The sequence below is a fragment of the Paenibacillus curdlanolyticus YK9 genome, from assembly GCF_000179615.1.
Classification (GTDB): Bacteria; Bacillota; Bacilli; order Paenibacillales; family Paenibacillaceae; genus Paenibacillus_T; species Paenibacillus_T curdlanolyticus.
On sequence record NZ_AEDD01000003.1, the window covers coordinates 171,334 to 190,378 of the forward strand.

Sequence of the window (19,045 nt, forward strand, 5' to 3'; positions counted from 1 at the left end):
CGAAAGGTTTGCCACTAATCGCAAGATTACTCAACCGACGATTCTTATACTTCACTGTCCTCTTATTGATTAAAGGCGCTTTAGCCTGGTTTGTCGTATTCGACGAAGGCCCTTCCGCTATGACGCTCGTAACGGAAATCCCCTTCTTCTGGGCGATTTTCTGCCTGATCGAATGGCTCGCAACCAAACGAAAAATTTTATATTACATGATTGCGAATTTATTATTTTCGCTGCTTTATTTTACCGTCCTTATGTATTACAAATATTACGGCATTATCGTGACGTATCACGCCATCAGCCAAGCCGATAAAGTGACAAAAGTGGGAAACAGTACGTACTCACTGCTGGACCCATATTACTTGCTTATTTTCTTGGATATTATCGTGATTGCCGTATTAGTATGGCGCCCACGCGCCAAGTCGATACGACAGGCTGCCATCATGAAGCCGATCAACAAACCTATTATTTCAATTGTTTTTGGCATTTCCGTTATTCTGTGCTTGTTCAATATATGGCCTAACCGCGCCAGCATGAACGAGAACAAGCAAGCCGAAGAGATGGGCATCCTGAACTATGAGGTTTACACGATTTTCGCTGATAGCACGGAAGATGAAGAAATTATCGACAAAAGCGAAATTACGCAGCAAGCGATCGACTCGATCAAAGCGCTGCAATCGCCTGAATCGCCGCGTTATTATGGCACTGCCAAGGGCAAGAATATAATCGTTCTGCAAATGGAGTCATTCCAAGACTTCCTCATCGGGCTGAAAATCGACGGCAAAGAAGTAACGCCGAACATGAACAAGCTTGCGGCCGAGAACGTTCATTTTAACAACTTCTTCACGATGGTCGGACAAGGCACAACGTCAGATGCCGAATATGTCGTGAATACGTCGCTGTACGTACCAAAGCATGAAGCCGCAACGGAGCATTACGTCGATAAAGCACTCCCGAGCATGCCGAAGCTTCTGCACGCTAACGGTTATACGACTGCAACGTTCCATACCAACAAGGTCGAATTCTGGAACCGTACGGAGCTGTATAAATCGCTTGGCTGGGATCATTATTATGACCAAGCGTTCTTCGGTGACGAAGATCATGTCGCGTTCGGCGCATCGGATGAGGTGCTCTATGCGAAAACAGCGAAGCAATTGGAAAAAATGGACCAAGCGGATCAGCCATTTTACGCTCAAGTCATCTCCATGAGCTCCCATCATCCCTTCGACATTCCCGAATCGAAGGTGAAAATGGCGCTTCCGAAAGCATTCGACGACACGCTCGTCGGCAATTACATCAAGGCGCAAAATTACGCCGACTATGCGCTTGGCCAGTTTATTGAAGAGCTGAAAGCAAGCGGCGTCTGGGACAACAGCATCGTGCTATTTTATGGCGACCATCAGGGACTGTCGCTCTATTCGCTCGACCGCAAGGAGAAACAATTGCTGCAGGATATGATTGGACACGAATATGGCTATTCGGATATGTTCAACGTCCCGCTCGTCATTCATGCGAAAGGCGTTGAATCGCCAGCTCTTATCGAGCGCACGGGCGGAGAAATCGATATTATGCCGACCATTGCCAACCTAGTAGGCGTTTCAATGGAACACCAGATTCACTTCGGCCAGGATATTCTGAACGAGACATCGAACCTGCTGCCGATGCGGCACTTCCTGCCGACAGGCTCCGTCATTACAGACAATCATATTTTCCTGACGGGCAACGCTTATGCAGACGGCTCCAACTACTCTTTGCAGGACAACGCGATTACCTCCTTCGGCACGACCGAAGAGCAATACGCGCGCGGCATGGAGCTGCTGAAGCTTTCTGACAGTTACGTGAAACAGCTGCCGGATAAATAAGGCATCCTAACGTTAAGCAGTAAAAAGGCGCCCCCCGCTATGGCCCGCTACGGGGCGTCTTTTTGCTTACATGGAGTGCAAATAGCGAAGGGGTTTATTCCCTATTCGCACTCCAGCGCGCTAGGCGACTGAATAGCGAAGATTTTTATTCCCTATTCGCACTCCAGCGCGCTAGGCGACTGAATAGCGCAGGGGGTTATTCCCTATTCGCACTCCGGCGCGCTAGGCGACTGAATAGCGAAGATTTTTATTCCCTATCAGTGCTCCGGCGCGCTAGAAGACTGGATAGCGAAGGTTTTTATTCCCTATCGGCGCTCCGGCGCGCTAGACGACTGAATAGCGAAGATTTTCTGCGGCTTCTTGGATTTAGACAAAAAAAGCTGTCGAGATTTTCTCGACAGCCTTCTAGCGCCTCCAATTGGGGGCGCTTTTTCATGCTCTTGCTTGCTATGAGCCGCTAGTCTGCTTCTTAAGCAGCTCCACGCCTTTTTGCTCTTGATAGTCTTCCTTCTCGAGCTTATCCCGCAGCAGCTCCATGATGCGCGTGGTCGTGCTTTCGCGGACTTGTCCATCAGCCGGTTGAATCGATTCGACCTGCTGCAGCTGCCGTACGGCAGCATCAGTGACCCCATCGAATACGCCTTCCGTTGCACCCTTTATTGAATAGCCAAGCGCTTGCAGCATTTGCTGCAGCGTTTTGACCGCATCGCCGTAGTCGCCCTTCTTCAGCACGGAATCGGTCGGCAATGCAGCCAGCTCTGTGTATGCAGGAAGCTCAACTTTCACATTCGGCTCGACTCCCTTGCCATTAATCCAGCTTCCCTTTGGCGTTCGCCACTGCGCTTCCGTCAGGCTAAGCACCGATTGGTCCGCAAATTGATTGAACCGCTGAACGACCCCTTTGCCATACGTTGTTTCTCCGACAACTGTAGCGCCCGCCGACTCCTTCAGCGCCGCCGTCAGCACCTCTGCCGCGCTTGCGGAGTGGCGATTCGTCAAGACGACGATCGGAAGCTTCCATGGCTCCTTCTGATCCGAGCGATAGGTGTGCACATCCTTCTCATCCTTCGAGACGACTTGTAAAATCGTCTTGCCATTAGGCACCAGACGGTCTGCAATGGCGATTGTAGGCACAAGCAAGCCGCCTGGGTTGCTCCGAACGTCGATCAGCAGACCTTTCATCCCTTGTTTGGTCAAATCAACGATCGCGTCCTCGAACTGCTCCGCCGTTTTCTGCGCAAACCTTGAAATGACGACTGAACCAATGCCATCAGGCTTCATCTCGTACGTGACCGTCAGTACAGGGATCGCTGCACGCGTCATCGTTACTGTAATCGGCTCGGCACGACCGGCACGCTGGACCGCTACCGTTACCTTGGAGCCTTTCTCGCCGCGAAGCAGCTCGACGATCTTATCCATTTTGACTCCCTTGGTCGTCTTGCCTTCAATGGAAGCAAGTATGTCCTCTGCCTTCAAGCCTGCCTTCTCGGCCGGGGAATCCTTAATGACCGAATCGATCACGAACGCTTCATTCTCGGCCCGAAGGTGAATGCCGATGCCGACAACCTCGCTCTCGTAATTTTGGACGTAAGCCTCGCCCGACTCCCCGATCATATAGTGCGAATATTTATCGTTAAGCGACTGAACCATGCCTTCTGCCGCCCCATCGATAAGCGCTTTAGGCTCTGCCCCGTTCAAGTAGTCGCTCATGATTTCGTTGTATGATGCGGACAGATTGCGGAATGTCGGCTCCTTCAGGATCGGGTTACGCTCCTTCATCCACATCAGTCCGCCTGCGAACCCGACGGCAGCGGATGCTAGCGCGCCAAGCAAGCAAAATACGGCAAAACGCTGTTTGGCTATCTCAGATGTAAATATTCTCATTCGTTTGTCCCCTTCACGAGTACCCGGCTGCGCGTTCGCGCCGACAGCAAGCAAGCGTCCACTAGCCGCATATTCGCAATCGCATCCTCTGCTGGAAATGGATAGATCGCTTCACCGAAAACAGCACGCGCGAATTGGTCAGCCTGCGACACATAGTTGTTAATATCGGAGAATGGGCCCTCAACGCGCTCCCCTTCCTTCGTATAGACGGTGAAAGGCTCTGAATCCGTGAACGCGCCCTTCAGCTCAATTCGGCCTTCTGTCCCAAGAACCTCGACGCCTTGGCGGTAAGCCGCCCACATGCCGCAATCAAAGGTCATGCCTACGCCGTTAGCAAATTCAATCAAGCCTGAAGCCATCATATCAACGCCCCCATGCTGCTCCGAGAACAACGCGTGGACCGTCGCAGCTTCCGGCTCCGCCCCGATAATCCAGCGGGCAGCGCTCAGGGGGTATACCCCGACATCATAAATCGACCCGCCGCCCCATTCCTGCCGGTAACGCACATTGCCCGCATCCTCTGCGTTATTAAACGTAAAGCAGCCGTTCACTGCGCGCAGCTCTCCGATTTCGCCAGAGGCGATGATCGATTTCACCCGTTCAACACGCGGATGCAGCCGGTACATGAACGCCTCTGCGAAAAGGACGCCCGCATTGCGGCATGCTGCTATCATTTGCTCCGCCTCTGCAGCATCCAGCGCCGCAGGCTTCTCGCAAAGCACGTGCTTGCCGGCTTCCGCCGCTTTGATTGTCCATTCCTTATGTAAATGATTCGGCAACGGAATATAGACGGCATCGATGTCCGGATCTGCCAGCAGCTCTTCATAGGCGCCGTACGCCTTCGCAATGTTCAGCTTTTGCGCCGTCTCCCTCGCTTTATCGATACCGCGGCTCGCAATGGCTGCAACCTCGCCACGCTCCGATTGCTGAATCGCCGGTATAACGGAATGCACGGCGATGCCCGCACAGCCTATAACGCCCCAACGCAACTTCATCCTGCTCACAAACCCTTCATTCTGAATTAAAGCCGATCAACCATTGTCGCATGATGATAATGCCAGCTTGTTCCCTGCCTCTTATTATAGTGGACATTCGTCCCAGAATAAAATGAAGAGCTATTGCCCTATCTCGCTGTATAGGCTACAATCTCCCTAACTGCAATAGCCGATAGATAGAAAGGAAGAAGCTGAACCTCTATGTACAAACTAATTGCGATCGATGTCGACGACACTTTGCTTAACGATGACCTTATCGTGACCGAGGGCACGAAGCAAGCTTTGGCAGCCGCTATAGAGAAGGGCGTCCTCGTTACGCTCGCTACAGGCCGCATGTATGCTTCCGCTCATCAAATAGCCAAGCAAATCAACCTGAACGTTCCGCTCATTACGTATCAAGGGTCGCTTGTCAAAACCTTATTAGACGGCAAGGTGCTGTACGAGCGCAGCGTGCCGACGGATGAAGCCAAGCAGCTTGACGCCTATTGCATCGAGCACGGCCTGCACCTCCAGCTTTACGTAGATGACGTGCTCTACGTTCGCGAGGATAACGAGAAAGCGAAAAATTACTCCCGCCTGTCCAACATCCCGTATGTGGTCGATCCCGACTTCGATACGCTGCTCAATAAGCCGCAGACGAAAATGCTCATCATCGACGAGCCTGAACGTCTCGATCGTGTCATGGAAGAGCTGAAGCCGCTCATCGGCGAACGCGTGCATATGACGAAATCGAAGCCGCATTATTTGGAATTCACGCATAAGGAAGGGACTAAAGGGCATGCGCTTCAGTTTCTATCCGAGCATAACGGCCACTCAGTCGAGCAAGCGATCGCGATCGGCGATGCCTGGAACGACCGCGAGATGATCGAGGTAGCCGGCCTAGGCGTAGCGATGGGCAATGCCCAGCCTGCACTGAAGGACATCGCCAACTATGTAACCTTATCCAACAATGAGGAAGGCGTACGTCACGTCATCGAGAAATTCGTGCTTAACGCCAGCGAATAGCTTCCTGCTTTTATTCAATCAAGCGTCCACTTGCTGTTAAGCGAGCGGGCGCTTTTGTTATAGCCTGTCCCTTCTCACCGTGAAATGCTGCCACTCCTCTGGCAGCAGCCGATGATAAGGCTGGAGCAAGTAGCGGTCATCGACGAGCACTAGCGTCCCTTTATCATTTTCCGATCGAATAAGCCGTCCTCCGGCCTGCTGCACCTTATTCATGCCGGGATAAACATAGGCATAGTGGAAGCCATTGCGTCCAGACTGCTCATAATAGTCGCGCATTACGTCCCGTTCCATGCCAATCTGCGGAAGCCCGACGCCAACAACGACGACGCCTGTCAATCGCTCCCCTACCAAATCAATTCCTTCCGAGAAAATCCCGCCCATCACGGCAAAGCCAATAAGGGAGCCCTCTTGGTCTGCTTGAAAAGCTTGAAGAAACGCCTCCCGCTCCTCTTCCGGCATGGCGCTTGTTTGAACGATCGTTCGCAACCGTGGGGAAGCCGCTTCCGAATGCTCGCCCAGTAAACTTTCAAACCGTTCGAACACCTTATTCATATAATCATATGAAGGAAGAAAAACGAGCATGTTTCCTTGTCCTGCAGTCGATATTTCCAGCAGCATTGCCGCAATCGGCTGTATGCTCTGCTCCCTGTCCCGGTAGCGGGTAGACAACGGCATGACCTGTACATCCAGCTGGTCACGCTTGAATGGGCTCGGAATCGTTAACGTGAAATCCTCCACGGGCAGCCCGCCCAGCATTTCAACATAATAAGGCAGCGGCGATAACGTCGCAGAGAAAAAAATATGTGCACGGAATCCTTTGCCTGCCTGCCGAAGCAGCAGCGACGGGTCCAAGCAAAGCTGCTTAACGCGCACCTCGCTTTTGAAGCATTCTACGATGGTAATAAAACGCTCATCATAAAGCTTGGCGATCCGAAGCACATGCTGCGTACCATAATAGGCATCCGTTAACAGCTTGTGAACGGAATCCTCGCCTCTGCCCGTTGCGAATGCCCCCAGCTCTCGTTCAGCCTCGAAAACGAATGGCTCCAAAAGCGTGATCAGCGAGTCCGGAAGTTCTCGGGAGACAGCCTGTCCGTTGCCGAACGGCTCCCATTTTTCCTGCTGTACTCCCTCCGATGCCTCTGCTTCTTCCGGGACACCGAACGAAAGCGTTAGCTCTGTTGCTGAAACACGGTCAACATCATTGCCAGCTGCAGGGGTGCGCTGCTCCACCTTCTTCCGAAGCGCCAGCAGCCAGTCATTCACGGCTTTCGCAGCGGATGACAATGCAGGATTCAACATCTTATAGCCACGCATCAGCTGCAAATAATCGCCTTTATTCAGCTCAGCTGAATACATTTCGCGTCCCCGATCGACAAGGTTATGCGCCTCGTCGACGAGCACAGCTGTATGTCGCTTACGCTCCTCGAACAGCCTCTTTAAGCTAATCCGCGGATCGAATATGTAGTTGTAATCGCCAATCATTGCGTCAGCCGCGTATGCCGCATCCAGTGACATTTCAAACGGGCAAACGCGATGCTTATAGGCGTATTGCTCGATGACGGCTCGCGTCATCCTTGTCTCTGACCGGAGCATATCGAGCAAAGCGCCGTTAATGCGGTCATAGTACCCGTCCGCGTACGGGCAATGCTCCTTCGTGCAGCGCACTTCCTCTTGGAAACATATTTTGTCCTTCGCGGTCAGCGTAACGACGTGCAAATGCAAGCCGCCCTTCTCCATGAGCGCAAAAGCATCCTCAGCCGCGGTTCGCGTAATCGTCTTGGCCGTCAAATAGACAAGATGGTCCAGACGCCCTTCGCCCATCGCCTTAACTGCGGGAAAAAGCGTTGAAACGGTCTTGCCAATGCCCGTTGGCGCCTTGGCGAACAGCTTAGATCCATCTGATATCGCTTGATAAACTGCTCCCGCGAGCTTGCGCTGGCCCGGCCGATACGCCGCAAAAGGAAAAGAAAGCGCCTGAGCGCTCGCTGCCCTGCGCTGCGCATGAGCATACCTAAGCTCGGCATATGGGAAATAAGCGTTAACCGCATCGTGCATCTCGGCCGCCAGCTCAGCCACCGTTAACCGGCGAACAAAAGCACGACGTTCTCCTGTAGCAACGCTGACATAGGTAAGGCGAACAAGCATGCTGTCCAGCTCCATCTTAAAGGCATACATGTAGCCATAGCATATCGCCTGGGCCCAATGCACCTCTGGCGACTCCTCCGCTGAATTCGGCAGCATGCCGCTCGTCGACTTGATTTCGTCAATCATGACGCCCTGATCCGTCTGAAGCAAGCCATCGCAGCGCCCGTCTATTAGGAACAGAAAGCTCTCGAACGGGATCTCCGCGCTTAAGTAAAGCTCCTTCTCATCCATCTCGCCATATTCGGCCTGTACGGCTTGATGGATTTTCGTACCTTGCGTTAAGGCGGACGCCGCTCGAAAGCCGAACGTCAAATCGCCGCTTCGATATGCATATTCAACAAGCTCACGGACAGATAGCTGAATCGTTCGCTGCTCCACTGTACTCTAACCTCCAACGGCTGCTTCCAGAACATTTGTTCTACGATTATACCACGCCGTCAGAGCATATGGTAATGCATGTAACCGATTATATGCCGGGAAATGTAACCGAAACGATATAGCCAAGCACGACAAACGCTGCGTCTCCGCCAGTTGTTCGAACGGTCACGAAGGACGGCTGCACACCTTCCAAAATCCCCGTAATGACCGTATCAGCTGCCGTTGTGACTGTAGTCGTCTGGCCAATATGATTTAACATCAATTTATAGACCGCCGTGTTCGCCGCTGCCGCCATATTGTTAGACTCGATACCCATCCTTTAGCCCCCTACGATGTTATCCAACCGCATGGATTGGCGTGTACATATGCGATGTTTACAAACGGGATACGGAGCTCGTATAATGCTTGGTTCTCCTCAAACGCAATCAGCGCATAATCGCTTCCAACGCGCGTCAGCGTACCGATAACGGCGAGCTGGCCGTAAGCGGTTGTCACTACGGTCACGTTAACCCCAATCAATGCGACGAGCTCTCCGGATAAAGTTGGGTCAGCAAGGCAATCAGTTCCGAATAATCGCGGTCTCCCCCCGTGCCCGACGGGCCTGTCGGTCCTGCCGGCCCTTGCACGCCTGCTGGCCCAGCAGCTCCTGCTGCTCCCGGCGCTCCTGCCGGTCCTTGTACCCCAGCTGGTCCGGCGGCTCCTACCGTTCCTGACGTACCGCCGACTCCTGCCGGACCCATCAGTCCTGCTGATCCGACAGCTCCATCCCGTCCGGCCGCCCCTGCTGCTCCTGCTAATCCTGCCGCTCCAGCAGCCCCTCCTCCAACTGGAAAGAGCTGCGGCTTGCACTGTCGATGACCGCGATGCTTCACCTGCTGCTTCAACTGGCGGCGTTTGCAAGGCGGTACGAGGCGACATGTCCGTTTGATTCGCGCACGTTTTGATTTTGCTATCGATGACCCGCTCAGACGAGGCGTACGATTCCGGGACACTGCGCTTCTGCGCAGCTTTGCTCCGGACAGTCTCATATGCTGATTCTCCTTCGTATGCCGAAGCTTTTTGTTTATCTTATGAATCGCGTTGGCAGCAAGCGTAGGTTAATGCAGATATCCAACAAAAAAAGCTCTAATACCGGCGAAATCGCCTGTATTAGAGCTTTCATTCATTTATTAATAATTACGTCTAAATCCCTGCCAGCACTTGATACCAGACGCCCTTCTTAGAGTAAAGCGTCTCGCGGACTTGCTTCCATCCGCCCAAGTATTGAATATCAAACAATTGAGCCGGTTGAATGAATTCCGCTTTCGTCTCTTCCGCGACCTTCTTATTCACCGGGCGGAAGCCGTATTCCGATAATGTACGCTGTGCATCATCCGTAACCAAATAATCGACGAATGCCTGCGCAACTTCCTTCACGCCATGCTTTGCTGCATTCTTATCGACAACCGCAACCGGATTCTCAATCAGAATCGTGCTTTCAGGCACTACGATCGTGTAAGGCACGCCTTGCTTAATTCGTGCACGCAGCTCGTTCTCGTAGGTGACAATCACATCGCCGACGCCATATTCGAACGCCGCCATCGAGGCACGGCCGCTTTTGTCCAGCGACTCGATATTCGCATGAATATCCTTCAAAAATTGCTTTGCGTATTCAGGGTCCTTCGCGCCAGTCTCTTGCTCCGACTTTTTCAAGCCGGCGCCATAGATCGCGTTAATATCCCATTGCGCGCCGCCCGATGTTTTGGGATTCGGATAGAGCACCTTCACGCCTTTACGGGTCAAGTCCTCCCAGCCGTGTATCCCTTTCGGGTTGCCGTCCCGCGTACCTAGCACAACGAGCGAGTTCGTCATCATGCCCTTCGTTTCCGTATTTGACCAATCATACGTAATGAGTCCGGCTTTCTGAATTTTCTCGACATCGCTCTGCATCGCTAACGCCGCTACGTCTGCTTCGAATCCGCCTACGATTGCGCGCGCTTGCGTGCCTGACGCCTCGTACGATTCTTGGAACACGACTTTCTGCCCTGTCTTCTCCAACCAATACTTCTGGAATGCCGGCAGCAAGTCCCCGAATGCATCCTTTACAACGGAATAGGCGCCAATGACTAGCGTGACCTCTCCGTTGTTTGCTTTTACGGGCTGCGTTTCATTCTGGCTCTCGGCAGCATCGCCGCAGGCGGACAGCATCAGGAGCAAGGCTCCAGTCAACAGGAACGCCGCGCGCGCCCGATGCCGGGTAGCTCGCGTTACTATCCATTTCAGCATGATATTAGCACCTGACCGTTTTCAAGTAGTTTAAATATGAATCGGCATTGGATCTTCCTTCAGCTTGTTCTCCATGATCCAGCTGTCGGAATCGTTGAACATATACGCACGATGCACAAGCACGTTCACTTCCTCGCCAGGATGCAGCGCATCCTTCTCCAACGAACGATACGTGATCAGCTTGGCTGCGCCAACCTCGATCTCTACCATCCATTCGCTGCCGCGGAAATGCAAATGCTTCACGCGGCCGTTCATCGCCGCGGATGCAAGGCGAATCTCGCCTGGCTTGCCGATCTCGATATATTCCGGACGGATCAGCGCTTTCGTCCCTGACCAGCCGTTCGCATTCTCGAAGCCGCGAATCTCGCCAATGTTCTCGATAATCGTCGACTCTCCGATAAAGCCTGCCACGAATGGCGTTTCCGGGCTTTTATAAATATCCCACGGCGACCCTTTTTGCTCGAGCTGCCCTTTATTAATGATCATGATTTCGTCCGCAACCTCGATTGCTTCCTCCTGGTCATGCGTAACGAAGATCGACGTAATGCCTACGCGCTCGATAAGCTCCTTGAGCCATGTCCGAAGCTCGCCGCGAATTTTCGCATCGATTGCTGCGAAAGGCTCATCGAGCAGCAGCAGCTGCGGCTCCGGCGCAAGCGCCCGAGCGAACGCCACACGCTGACGTTGACCGCCCGACAGCTGATGCGGATAACGATGCTCAAAGCCTTTGAGCCCCGTTAGCTCTACGAGCTCCATTACGCGATTGCGAATCTGCTCTTTGGATTGCTTTTTAATTTTCAGACCGAAAGCAATGTTATCGAATACCGTCATATGCTTGAACAACGCATAGTTCTGGAATACAAACCCGATCCCCCGCTCTTGCGGCGGAAGTTCGTTTACGCGCTTGCCGAGAAACTCGATATCGCCAGAGGTCGGCGTCTCCAGGCCAGCAAGCATCCGAAGAATGGACGTTTTGCCGCCGCCGCTCGGTCCGAGCAAGCCGATGAGATGCCCTTTTTCGATCGTAAAGCTAACGTCGCGCACCGCGTGAAAATCGCCGAACTGCTTATTTAAATTCCGAACCTCAATATGCATGGCCTAATGCACTTCCTTTCGTTTCTTCGCCCATTCCATGAGCAGAAGCAATCCGACGGATACGGCCGCCAATACGAGCGCAACGCCGTTCGCCGCAGTTACGTTAAAGTTTTCGACATCTTGATAAACGAGCGTCGTTGCCGTTTGCGTTTTGTTAATGATGTTGCCCGATACAACAAGTACTGCGCCGAACTCGCCTAGACATCGCGCAACCGTCAGAACGACGCCATAGATAACGCCCCAACGAATGGCTGGCCAGGTCACCTTCCAAAACGTATACCACGCAAAAGCGCCCAGCGTCGAAGCGGCCTCCTCTTGGGAGGTGCCAATTTCCTGTAGAACCGGCATAATCTCGCGAACCATCATCGGGAATGTGACGAACAGCGTCGCGATAACCATGCCTGGGAAAGCATAAACGATTTTGATGCCCGCATCATCCAATAAAGAGCCGATCGCCGTATTCGGGCCAAGCAGCAGGACGATCATGAGTCCGCCGATAATCGGCGATACGGCGAACGGCAAATCCAGAAGGCTGTTCAGCAGTTGCTTCAGCTTGTTCGGAATCCAGCCCGCTCGGACAAGATAAAGCGATAGCATAACGCCGAATATCGTATTAATGATCGTGACGACGACGGTGATGAGCCCTGTCATAAGCAGCGCATGGATCGCCTCCGGTCTGCTAAGCGCATTGGAGAAACCTTGCCATCCGTCGCTCCAAGCGCCTGTGAAGATGCGTGCTAGCGGAATGATGATGAGTATTGTAAAAATGATATAAGTGAGTGGTATCCATACTTTCTTCATTAGCCGTTCCTCCTCGCTTGGACTCTGCTTACAATCCATAGGATGAGGAAGGAGAAGGTTAACAGAATAATCGATACGGCTGCAGCGCCTTGCGGATTATCGCTCTCGATCTCGCCGTAGATGTAGACCGATGCAATAAGCGTCTTGCCCGGGATGTTGCCCGCTACGAGAACGACGGCTCCGAATTCAGCAAGCGCCCGCGAGAATGCGAGCATGCTTCCGCTCAGAACGCCTGGCAGCATCGATGGAAAAATAATCTGGAAGAACGTTCTCGACTTGGTGGCGCCTAGCGTATAAGCTGCCTCCTCCTCGGATTTGTCCATTTCCTCCAACAAGGGCTGAATGGCTCGAATGACGAATGGGAACGTCACGAACACCATAGCGATAACGATGGCCGGCTCGTGGAATACAATCTCAAAGCCGAACCAATTCGCAATGCTGCCAACCGTGCTGTTCGGTCCTAGCAGCAGTAAAATCATCAGCCCGCCTACCGCTGTTGGCAGCGCGAAAGGCAAATCCACGAGGCTGTTTAAAAGCCTTCTGCCAGGGAATTTGTACTTATTTAAGGTCCAACTGATCATCGTGCCGACAATGACATTGATGAGGGCTGCTATGAATGCGAGCTTCACGGTTAGCAATACGGCTTTCCACGCCAACGGATCGGAGATGCTCTCATAGAATGGCTTCCAGCCTAGCGAGAATGATTGCGAATAAATGCCGATAATGGGGACGATGATCAATACGACAAAATACAGCATAATTGTGCTTCGGAACCCAAAGCTCCACCATCGGTTGCGGAACATAAAATTCATCTGTGTAATAGACCTCCAGACCATCGGCTCGAGCCGCAGGGCATTGTAAAGCAAGTAAGCGCAGATAATTCCTATTAAAGTACTTGGTATTCCTAATGTAGCAGAAGCATGGTCGCTCCGTCAATCCATTTATTACGAAATTATCGCTCCATTATTAGAATTGGGCATATTCCAACTATTATAACAAAAATAAAGGCTGTTCCAGAAGTCGCATCATGCGAATTGGAACAGCCTTACTCTATGTTTCATCATTATTACCTATTGTTAATGAGTCTATCCATTTTACCATTACTCGCCTTCGACGCGATAAACCGCTTCGCCCTTCTCGATAACCGCCTGGCCTTGGGTCAAATCCGTCATCCAATCGATGAAGGCGTCGCCCTCTGCCTCCAGCGGCAGGCAGGTGACGGTTACCCGATCGGTAAACGACGTGTCCTCAACCCGATATTGCCGAGCATGCAGCTCATTCTCAAGCTTGCCATACCACGTATAATCGACATCAACGAACACTTCCCGATGCAGGACGTTAACGATCGCTTCGCCCGCCTCTGTCGCGGCGACTGCGCCATCGGTATAAGCGCGGATCAGGCCGCCAGCCCCCAGCATAATGCCGCCGAAGTAGCGCGTTACGACGATTGCCACGTTTTTGAGCCCTTGGTTTTTGATGACCTCGAGAATCGGCTTGCCAGCGGTGCCGCTTGGCTCGCCGTCATCGGACGCTTTCTGAATCTCGTCGCGCTCGCCAATGACATAAGCCGAGCAGTTATGCGTTGCTTGGCGATGCAGCTTCTTGATCCGTTCGATGAACGCGATCGCTTCCTCCTCGGAAGCGACCGGCGTTCCATATCCGATAAACCGCGACTTGCGAATAACGATTTCCTTATCGCCTTCGCGGCGTAACGTTTTATATCGATGCTGCATTACAGGCGCGCTTCAAGCTCCGCTTTTTCTTTCTCGTAGCCCGGTTTGCCTAGCAACGCGAACATGTTTTTCTTGTAAGCTTCTACGCCCGGTTGGTCAAATGGATTTACGCCCAGCAGGTAACCGCTGATGCCGCAAGCTTTTTCGAAGAAGTATACCAGATAGCCAAACGTGTACGGCGTCATGTCGGCGATGTTTACGATCAAGTTCGGCACTTGGCCGTCCGTATGCGCAAGCAGCGTGCCTTCGAACGCTTTTTTGTTCACGAAGTCCAACGTTTTGCCAGTCAGGAAGTTCAAGCCGTCGAGGTCGTCAGCGTCCTGCTGGATCGTGATATGCTCCGCTACTTCTTTCACTTGGATAACTGTCTCGAAGATGTTCCGGTTGCCCTCTTGGATGAATTGGCCCATGGAGTGCAGGTCAGTCGAGAAGTCTACGGATGCAGGGTAGATGCCTTTGTAGTCTTTGCCTTCGCTCTCGCCGAACAGCTGCTTCCACCATTCCGATACGAAGTGAAGCGACGGCTCGTAGTTCACGAGAATTTCCGTTACTTTGCCTTTGCGGTACAGCGCATTGCGCACAGCTGCGTATTGGTAAGCTTCGTTTTCTGCAAGGTTCGGGTTGCTGTAAGCTGCGGAAGCATCCGCTGCGCCTTTCATCATTGCGTCAACATCAATGCCTGCAACAGCGATTGGCAGCAAGCCTACAGCAGTCAGAACGGAATAACGGCCGCCCACGTCGTCTGGAATGACGAACGATTCATAGCCTTCTTCTGTTGCGAGCTTTTTCAAAGCGCCTTTGGAGCTGTCCGTCGTCGCATAAATACGCTTGCGCGCTTCCGCTTTGCCGTATTTTTTCTCCAATGCATCTTTGAAAATACGGAACGCGATTGCCGGCTCCGTCGTTGTGCCGGATTTGGAAATGACGTTAATCGACCAGTTGCGTCCTTCAAGCAATTGCAGCAAATGCGTCACATACGTCGAGCTGATATTGTTGCCTGCGAAGAAAATTTGCGGCGTTTTGCGCTGTGCGTCAGGCTGCACGTTATAGAACGAGTTGGACAGCATTTCGATCGCAGCGCGAGCGCCGAGGTACGAGCCGCCGATGCCGATAACGATCAGCACTTCGGAATCGGATTGCACTTTCGCAGCCGCTTGCTTGATGCGCGCGAACTCTTCTTTGTCATACTCAGTCGGAAGGTTGATCCAACCCAAATAGTCAGAACCGGCACCTGTGCCGTTGTGAAGTTGGTCATGTGCGGCTTGAACCTGGCTTGCGAAATACTCCACTTCGTGCTGGCCAACGAATTGCAAAGCTTTGCTATAGTCAAACTGAACAGTTTTGCTCATGATAAAGCCTCCCTAATATGTAGTTGATCCCCGGCTGTCCTTCAACAGGCGCCGAATGTGATACAATAATGCAAAATCCAAATCGAAAGCAGGAATATCGATGACGACAACAGTAGGCTTTATCGGCCTTGGAACAATGGGCTTCGCGATGGCGTCGAATCTTCTGAACAAAGGCTTCGACGTAACCGTCTATAACCGGACGTCCGCCAAATCGGAGGAGCTTCGCGCTTTGGGCGCCCGTACTGCCTCTTCCCCAGCCGAAGCATCGCGCGGACGCGAAGTTGTCATTACGATGGTCAGCAATGATGACTCCATCCGCGATGTGTATGATGGAGAGAATGGCGTATTCGCAGGCGTTGCCGCCGGCACGGTCATTGTAGACAGCAGCACCATCTCACCGGAATTAGCGCGCAGGCTAGCCAAGGATGCCGAAGCTCGCGGCGCGATCTTCCTGGATGCGCCGGTCACCGGCAGCAAGCCTGCCGCCGAAGCCGGTTCGCTTGTCTTCATGGTCGGCGGCGATGCTCATGCCGCTCAAGCTATCGAGCCTGTCCTGCTCGCCATGGGCCGCAAAGTGATATCGATGGGACCTAGCGGCAGCGGCGCGGTAGCCAAGCTCGCCCATAACACGATTGTCGGCATCAATACCGCCGCCCTTATGGAAGGCTTCGCAATCGCCGCTAAGGGCGGCATCGACGGCGAGTCATTCCTCGAGCTCGTCCAATCCGGCGGGGCCGCAAGCAAAGCAGCAGAACTGAAAGGCGCGAAGCTGTTGGAGCAGGACTACAGCGTCCAATTTGCACTCGCTTTGATGCTCAAGGACTTGCGACTATCGTCCGTCTTGTCCGACCAGCTTGGCGTTCCTACCCCGCTGCTGGAAGCATCCAAGAGCTTGTATCAAGCAGGCCAAGCCTCCGGGCTCGGCGAGCTTGATTTATCAGCCGTCGCAAAGGTATACGAGCAGTGGATCGGCCGTACGATTAACGGTTAATCCGCTATTCCGACAACTACAAATGCTGCACAATAAGCTGCCCCTTCGGACAGCTTATTGTTGCGCGCAGATGTAATTATTCTTTAATGTACGAGCAGATGTAATCCGTTACTGCCGACACTTGAAGCTTGAATTTAGCGTTTGCTGGCACAACGAACTCGCCTTCGCCTTGAATATGAACCCATTCCGTTTCGCCTGGCAGCAGCACTTTCAGGTCGCCCGCTTGGATTTCCATAATTTCTTTCGTATCCGTGCCGAACTCATAATCGCCTGGCAGCATGATGCCAAGCGTTTTTGTCGTGCCGTCTTCGAATACAACTGCACGGCTCGTTACTTTACCGTCAAAATAAACATTTGCTTTCTTTACGACCGATACGCCTTGAAATTGGGACATGATGGACAGCTCCTCATAAGCAAAATAATAAAAAGAATGCGGCTATTCAGCCGTATAATCAGGCATAGCAAAGGCGCGGCGCGGGAAGCGCAGCGCCTTATGCTAGAGCCGTAAGACTATTATTTCAGCAGGCCTTTAACCTTGCTGACCACATTTTCAACCGTGAAGCCATACTCCGCGATAACGCGGTCGCCAGGTGCGGATGCACCGAACGTGTTGATGCCGAGTACTGCGCCTTGGTCGCCAACGAAACGATCCCAACCGAATGGATGAGCCATCTCAACCGCGAGGCGAGCTTTAACGTTAGGAAGCAATACGGAGTCTTTGTACTCTTGCGATTGCTTGTCGAACAGATCCCAGCTTGGCATGCTGATAACGCGAACCTGGATGCCTTCTGCCGCCAGCGCTTCTTGAGCTGCTACCGCCAGTTGAACTTCCGAACCCGTTGCAAGGATTTGTGCAACCGGTTGGCCGTTTGCTGCATCGGATACAACGTAAGCACCGCGTTTGATGCCTTCGCGAGCGTTGTTGACAGCGCCAGCGAGGATCGGCAGGTTCTGACGCGTCAGAACGAGCGCTACCGGGTTCGATTTGTTTTCGAGCGCATAAGCCCATGCTGCAGACGTTTCATTGCCGTCAGCTGGACGGATAACCGTCAGGTCCGGAATGATGCGCAGCGAAGCGAGCTGCTCGATCGGTTCATGCGTAGGGCCGTCTTCGCCTACAGCGATGGAGTCATGCGTCAGCACGTAAGTAACCGGCAGCTTCATCAGTGCGGACAGACGAACTGCTGGACGCAGGTAGTCTGTGAATACGAAGAACGTACCGCCGTATACTTTCAGGCCGTTATGCAGCGTGATACCATTCATTGCTGCAGCCATAGCGAACTCACGAACGCCGAAGTAAATGTTGCGGCCGTCGTATTGTCCAGCTTTGTACATTGGAAGGCCTTTGAGATGCGTCATTGTCGAACCTTCGAGGTCAGCGGAACCGCCCACGAGGTTTGGCACGTTTTTAGCCAAGCCGTTCAGTGCGTTGCCGGAAGCAACACGCGTCGATACTGGCTTGTCTTCCGTCGTGTAGACAGGAAGATCAGCATCCCAGCCCTCAGGCAGGTTGCCGGAGCTTGCTGTTTCGAATTGAGCTGCAAGCTCAGGGAAAGCTTTTTTGTACTCAGCAAAGTTAGCTTCCCAAGCTGCGTTCGCTTGTTCGCCAGTTTTCTTCAAGTCTGCGAAGTGAGCTGCAACTTCAGCTGGAACCGTGAACGGCTCATGCTCCCAGTTGTAGAACTGCTTCGTCAGCACAGTCTCGTCAGCGCCCAGCGGGGAGCCGTGAGGACCTGCATGTCCACCTTTGCCGCCTTTGTTCGGGCTGCCGTAGCCGATAACCGTTTTCACTTCGATCAGCGTCGGTTTGGACAGGTCGGCTTTCGCTTCTGCGATCGCTTTGGTCAACGCTTCGAGATCGTTGCCGTCCGTTACGTGAAGAACTTGCCAGCCGTAGCCCTCGAAACGTTTTTGAACCGTCTCGGAGTAGGACAAGCTCAATTCACCATCAAGCGTGATGTCGTTGGAATCATACAGGACTACGAGCTTGCCAAGCTGCAAGTGGCCTGCAAGGGAAGCCGCTTCATGGGAGATGCCTTCCATGAGGTCGCCGTCGCCGCAGATCGAGTACGTGTAATGATCAACAACTTTGAAGCCTTCTTTATTGTACGTCGCGCCGAGCTGCGCTTCAGCCATCGCCATACCGACAGCCATCGCAATACCTTGGCCGAGCGGTCCTGTCGTAGCGTCTACGCCTGCCGTGTGGCCGAACTCTGGATGCCCTGGCGTTTTGGAACCCCATTGGCGGAAGGATTTCAGATCATCGATCGTAAGACCGTAGCCGGACAGGTGAAGAAGGCTGTAAAGCAGCATCGAACCGTGACCTGCGGACAGGACAAAACGGTCCCGGTTGATCCAAGCCGGGTTGGACGGATTGTGAACCATCGTTTTTGCAAACAATTGATAGCCCATTGGAGCGGCGCCCATCGGCATGCCTGGGTGGCCCGATTTCGCTTTCTCGATCGCATCAATTGCCAGCGTGCGAATCGTATCGATCGAAAGCTGTTCGATGGACTTTTGCGTAACTGTCATTGCGTAATTC

The 19,045-nt window shown here is 52.8% G+C and carries 17 protein-coding genes; 3 read left to right on the forward strand and 14 right to left on the reverse strand.

Features of this window, described 5'->3' with window-relative positions:
• Positions 1 to 8: 8 nt before the first annotated feature.
• On the forward strand, positions 9 to 1,859 hold the full coding sequence (locus tag PAECUDRAFT_RS06570) for an LTA synthase family protein (RefSeq protein WP_006037341.1): 1,851 nt from the start codon (positions 9 to 11) through the stop codon (positions 1,857 to 1,859).
• A 447-nt stretch (positions 1,860 to 2,306) separates the two neighbouring features.
• On the opposite strand, the gene PAECUDRAFT_RS06575 is transcribed toward PAECUDRAFT_RS06570, so the two are convergent.
• Positions 2,307 to 3,743, reverse strand: coding sequence for a S41 family peptidase (locus tag PAECUDRAFT_RS06575; protein WP_006037342.1), 1,437 nt, complete (start codon positions 3,741 to 3,743; stop codon positions 2,307 to 2,309).
• On the reverse strand, positions 3,740 to 4,738 hold the full coding sequence (locus PAECUDRAFT_RS06580) for a Gfo/Idh/MocA family protein (protein ID WP_199558734.1): 999 nt from the start codon (positions 4,736 to 4,738) through the stop codon (positions 3,740 to 3,742). The genes PAECUDRAFT_RS06575 and PAECUDRAFT_RS06580 overlap by 4 nt, the downstream gene beginning before the upstream one ends.
• Positions 4,739 to 4,939: 201 nt before the next feature.
• On the opposite strand from PAECUDRAFT_RS06580, the gene PAECUDRAFT_RS06585 reads away from it, so the two are divergent.
• Entirely contained in the window at positions 4,940 to 5,743 is an 804-nt protein-coding gene (locus PAECUDRAFT_RS06585) for a Cof-type HAD-IIB family hydrolase (RefSeq protein WP_006037344.1), read from the forward strand.
• Between the two features lie 57 nt (positions 5,744 to 5,800).
• On the opposite strand, the gene PAECUDRAFT_RS06590 is transcribed toward PAECUDRAFT_RS06585, so the two are convergent.
• The 10 genes from PAECUDRAFT_RS06590 to PAECUDRAFT_RS06635 all read right to left on the reverse strand — a co-directional run bounded on the left by PAECUDRAFT_RS06590 (position 5,801) and on the right by PAECUDRAFT_RS06635 (position 15,512).
• A complete protein-coding gene (locus PAECUDRAFT_RS06590; RefSeq protein ID WP_006037345.1) occupies positions 5,801 to 8,269 on the reverse strand; it encodes an ATP-dependent DNA helicase in 2,469 nt (822 codons plus the stop codon).
• A gap of 88 nt (positions 8,270 to 8,357) precedes the next feature.
• Positions 8,358 to 8,585 carry a DUF2642 domain-containing protein gene (locus tag PAECUDRAFT_RS06595; protein WP_006037346.1) on the reverse strand — a complete coding sequence of 76 codons (228 nt, stop codon included), beginning with the start codon at positions 8,583 to 8,585 and terminating at the stop codon, positions 8,358 to 8,360.
• Positions 8,586 to 8,596: 11 nt separating this feature from the next.
• Positions 8,597 to 8,788: a hypothetical protein gene (locus PAECUDRAFT_RS06600; RefSeq protein WP_006037347.1), complete on the reverse strand. Its 192-nt coding sequence runs from the start codon at positions 8,786 to 8,788 to the stop codon at positions 8,597 to 8,599.
• Positions 8,785 to 9,297: a hypothetical protein gene (locus PAECUDRAFT_RS06605; protein WP_006037348.1), complete on the reverse strand. Its 513-nt coding sequence runs from the start codon at positions 9,295 to 9,297 to the stop codon at positions 8,785 to 8,787. Before PAECUDRAFT_RS06605 ends, PAECUDRAFT_RS06600 begins: the two co-directional genes overlap by 4 nt.
• Positions 9,298 to 9,451: 154 nt before the next feature.
• A complete protein-coding gene (locus tag PAECUDRAFT_RS06610) occupies positions 9,452 to 10,534 on the reverse strand; it encodes a sulfate ABC transporter substrate-binding protein (protein WP_006037349.1) in 1,083 nt (360 codons plus the stop codon).
• A gap of 30 nt (positions 10,535 to 10,564) precedes the next feature.
• Positions 10,565 to 11,629 carry a sulfate/molybdate ABC transporter ATP-binding protein gene (locus PAECUDRAFT_RS06615; protein WP_006037350.1) on the reverse strand — a complete coding sequence of 355 codons (1,065 nt, stop codon included), beginning with the start codon at positions 11,627 to 11,629 and terminating at the stop codon, positions 10,565 to 10,567.
• Positions 11,630 to 11,632: 3 nt separating this feature from the next.
• Entirely contained in the window at positions 11,633 to 12,430 is a 798-nt protein-coding gene (locus PAECUDRAFT_RS06620) for a sulfate ABC transporter permease subunit (RefSeq protein ID WP_006037351.1), read from the reverse strand.
• Positions 12,430 to 13,242, reverse strand: a complete 813-nt coding sequence (gene cysT / locus PAECUDRAFT_RS06625; RefSeq protein WP_006037352.1) for a sulfate ABC transporter permease subunit CysT — start codon at positions 13,240 to 13,242, stop codon at positions 12,430 to 12,432. The genes PAECUDRAFT_RS06620 and cysT overlap by 1 nt, the downstream gene beginning before the upstream one ends.
• Positions 13,243 to 13,530: 288 nt before the next feature.
• A complete protein-coding gene (locus PAECUDRAFT_RS06630; RefSeq protein WP_006037353.1) occupies positions 13,531 to 14,163 on the reverse strand; it encodes a YigZ family protein in 633 nt (210 codons plus the stop codon).
• Positions 14,163 to 15,512 (reverse strand): glucose-6-phosphate isomerase, encoded by a 1,350-nt coding sequence (locus tag PAECUDRAFT_RS06635; RefSeq protein WP_006037354.1) that lies wholly within the window; start codon positions 15,510 to 15,512, stop codon positions 14,163 to 14,165. Before PAECUDRAFT_RS06635 ends, PAECUDRAFT_RS06630 begins: the two co-directional genes overlap by 1 nt.
• Positions 15,513 to 15,612: 100 nt before the next feature.
• Between PAECUDRAFT_RS06635 and PAECUDRAFT_RS06640 the strand changes: the two genes are divergently transcribed.
• A complete protein-coding gene (locus PAECUDRAFT_RS06640) occupies positions 15,613 to 16,503 on the forward strand; it encodes an NAD(P)-dependent oxidoreductase (RefSeq protein ID WP_006037355.1) in 891 nt (296 codons plus the stop codon).
• Positions 16,504 to 16,579: 76 nt separating this feature from the next.
• Here the strand turns inward: PAECUDRAFT_RS06640 and ppnP are convergent, their stop codons facing one another.
• Complete coding sequence (gene ppnP / locus PAECUDRAFT_RS06645; protein ID WP_006037356.1) at positions 16,580 to 16,897, reverse strand: pyrimidine/purine nucleoside phosphorylase; 318 nt, start codon at positions 16,895 to 16,897, stop codon at positions 16,580 to 16,582.
• A 119-nt stretch (positions 16,898 to 17,016) separates the two neighbouring features.
• A complete protein-coding gene (tkt, locus tag PAECUDRAFT_RS06650) occupies positions 17,017 to 19,035 on the reverse strand; it encodes a transketolase (RefSeq protein WP_006037357.1) in 2,019 nt (672 codons plus the stop codon).
• Between the last annotated feature and the right edge of the window lie 10 nt (positions 19,036 to 19,045).

Bases quoted from the DNA above. Each gene is read 5' to 3' on its own strand.
- PAECUDRAFT_RS06640 (WP_006037355.1), top strand. From the start codon at position 15,613: ATGACGACAACAGTAGGCTTTATCGGCCTTGGAACAATGGGCTTCGCG.
- PAECUDRAFT_RS06630 (WP_006037353.1), bottom strand. From the start codon at position 14,163: ATGCAGCATCGATATAAAACGTTACGCCGCGAAGGCGATAAGGAAATC.
- PAECUDRAFT_RS06580 (WP_199558734.1), bottom strand. From the start codon at position 4,738: ATGAAGTTGCGTTGGGGCGTTATAGGCTGTGCGGGCATCGCCGTGCAT.
- PAECUDRAFT_RS06615 (WP_006037350.1), bottom strand. From the start codon at position 11,629: ATGCATATTGAGGTTCGGAATTTAAATAAGCAGTTCGGCGATTTTCAC.
- PAECUDRAFT_RS06620 (WP_006037351.1), bottom strand. From the start codon at position 12,430: ATGAAGAAAGTATGGATACCACTCACTTATATCATTTTTACAATACTC.
- tkt (WP_006037357.1), bottom strand. From the start codon at position 19,035: ATGACAGTTACGCAAAAGTCCATCGAACAGCTTTCGATCGATACGATT.
- PAECUDRAFT_RS06610 (WP_006037349.1), bottom strand. From the start codon at position 10,534: ATGCTGAAATGGATAGTAACGCGAGCTACCCGGCATCGGGCGCGCGCG.
- PAECUDRAFT_RS06585 (WP_006037344.1), top strand. From the start codon at position 4,940: ATGTACAAACTAATTGCGATCGATGTCGACGACACTTTGCTTAACGAT.
- ppnP (WP_006037356.1), bottom strand. From the start codon at position 16,897: ATGTCCCAATTTCAAGGCGTATCGGTCGTAAAGAAAGCAAATGTTTAT.
- PAECUDRAFT_RS06635 (WP_006037354.1), bottom strand. From the start codon at position 15,512: ATGAGCAAAACTGTTCAGTTTGACTATAGCAAAGCTTTGCAATTCGTT.
- cysT (WP_006037352.1), bottom strand. From the start codon at position 13,242: ATGAATTTTATGTTCCGCAACCGATGGTGGAGCTTTGGGTTCCGAAGC.
- PAECUDRAFT_RS06595 (WP_006037346.1), bottom strand. From the start codon at position 8,585: ATGGGTATCGAGTCTAACAATATGGCGGCAGCGGCGAACACGGCGGTC.
- PAECUDRAFT_RS06575 (WP_006037342.1), bottom strand. From the start codon at position 3,743: ATGAGAATATTTACATCTGAGATAGCCAAACAGCGTTTTGCCGTATTT.
- PAECUDRAFT_RS06605 (WP_006037348.1), bottom strand. From the start codon at position 9,297: ATGAGACTGTCCGGAGCAAAGCTGCGCAGAAGCGCAGTGTCCCGGAAT.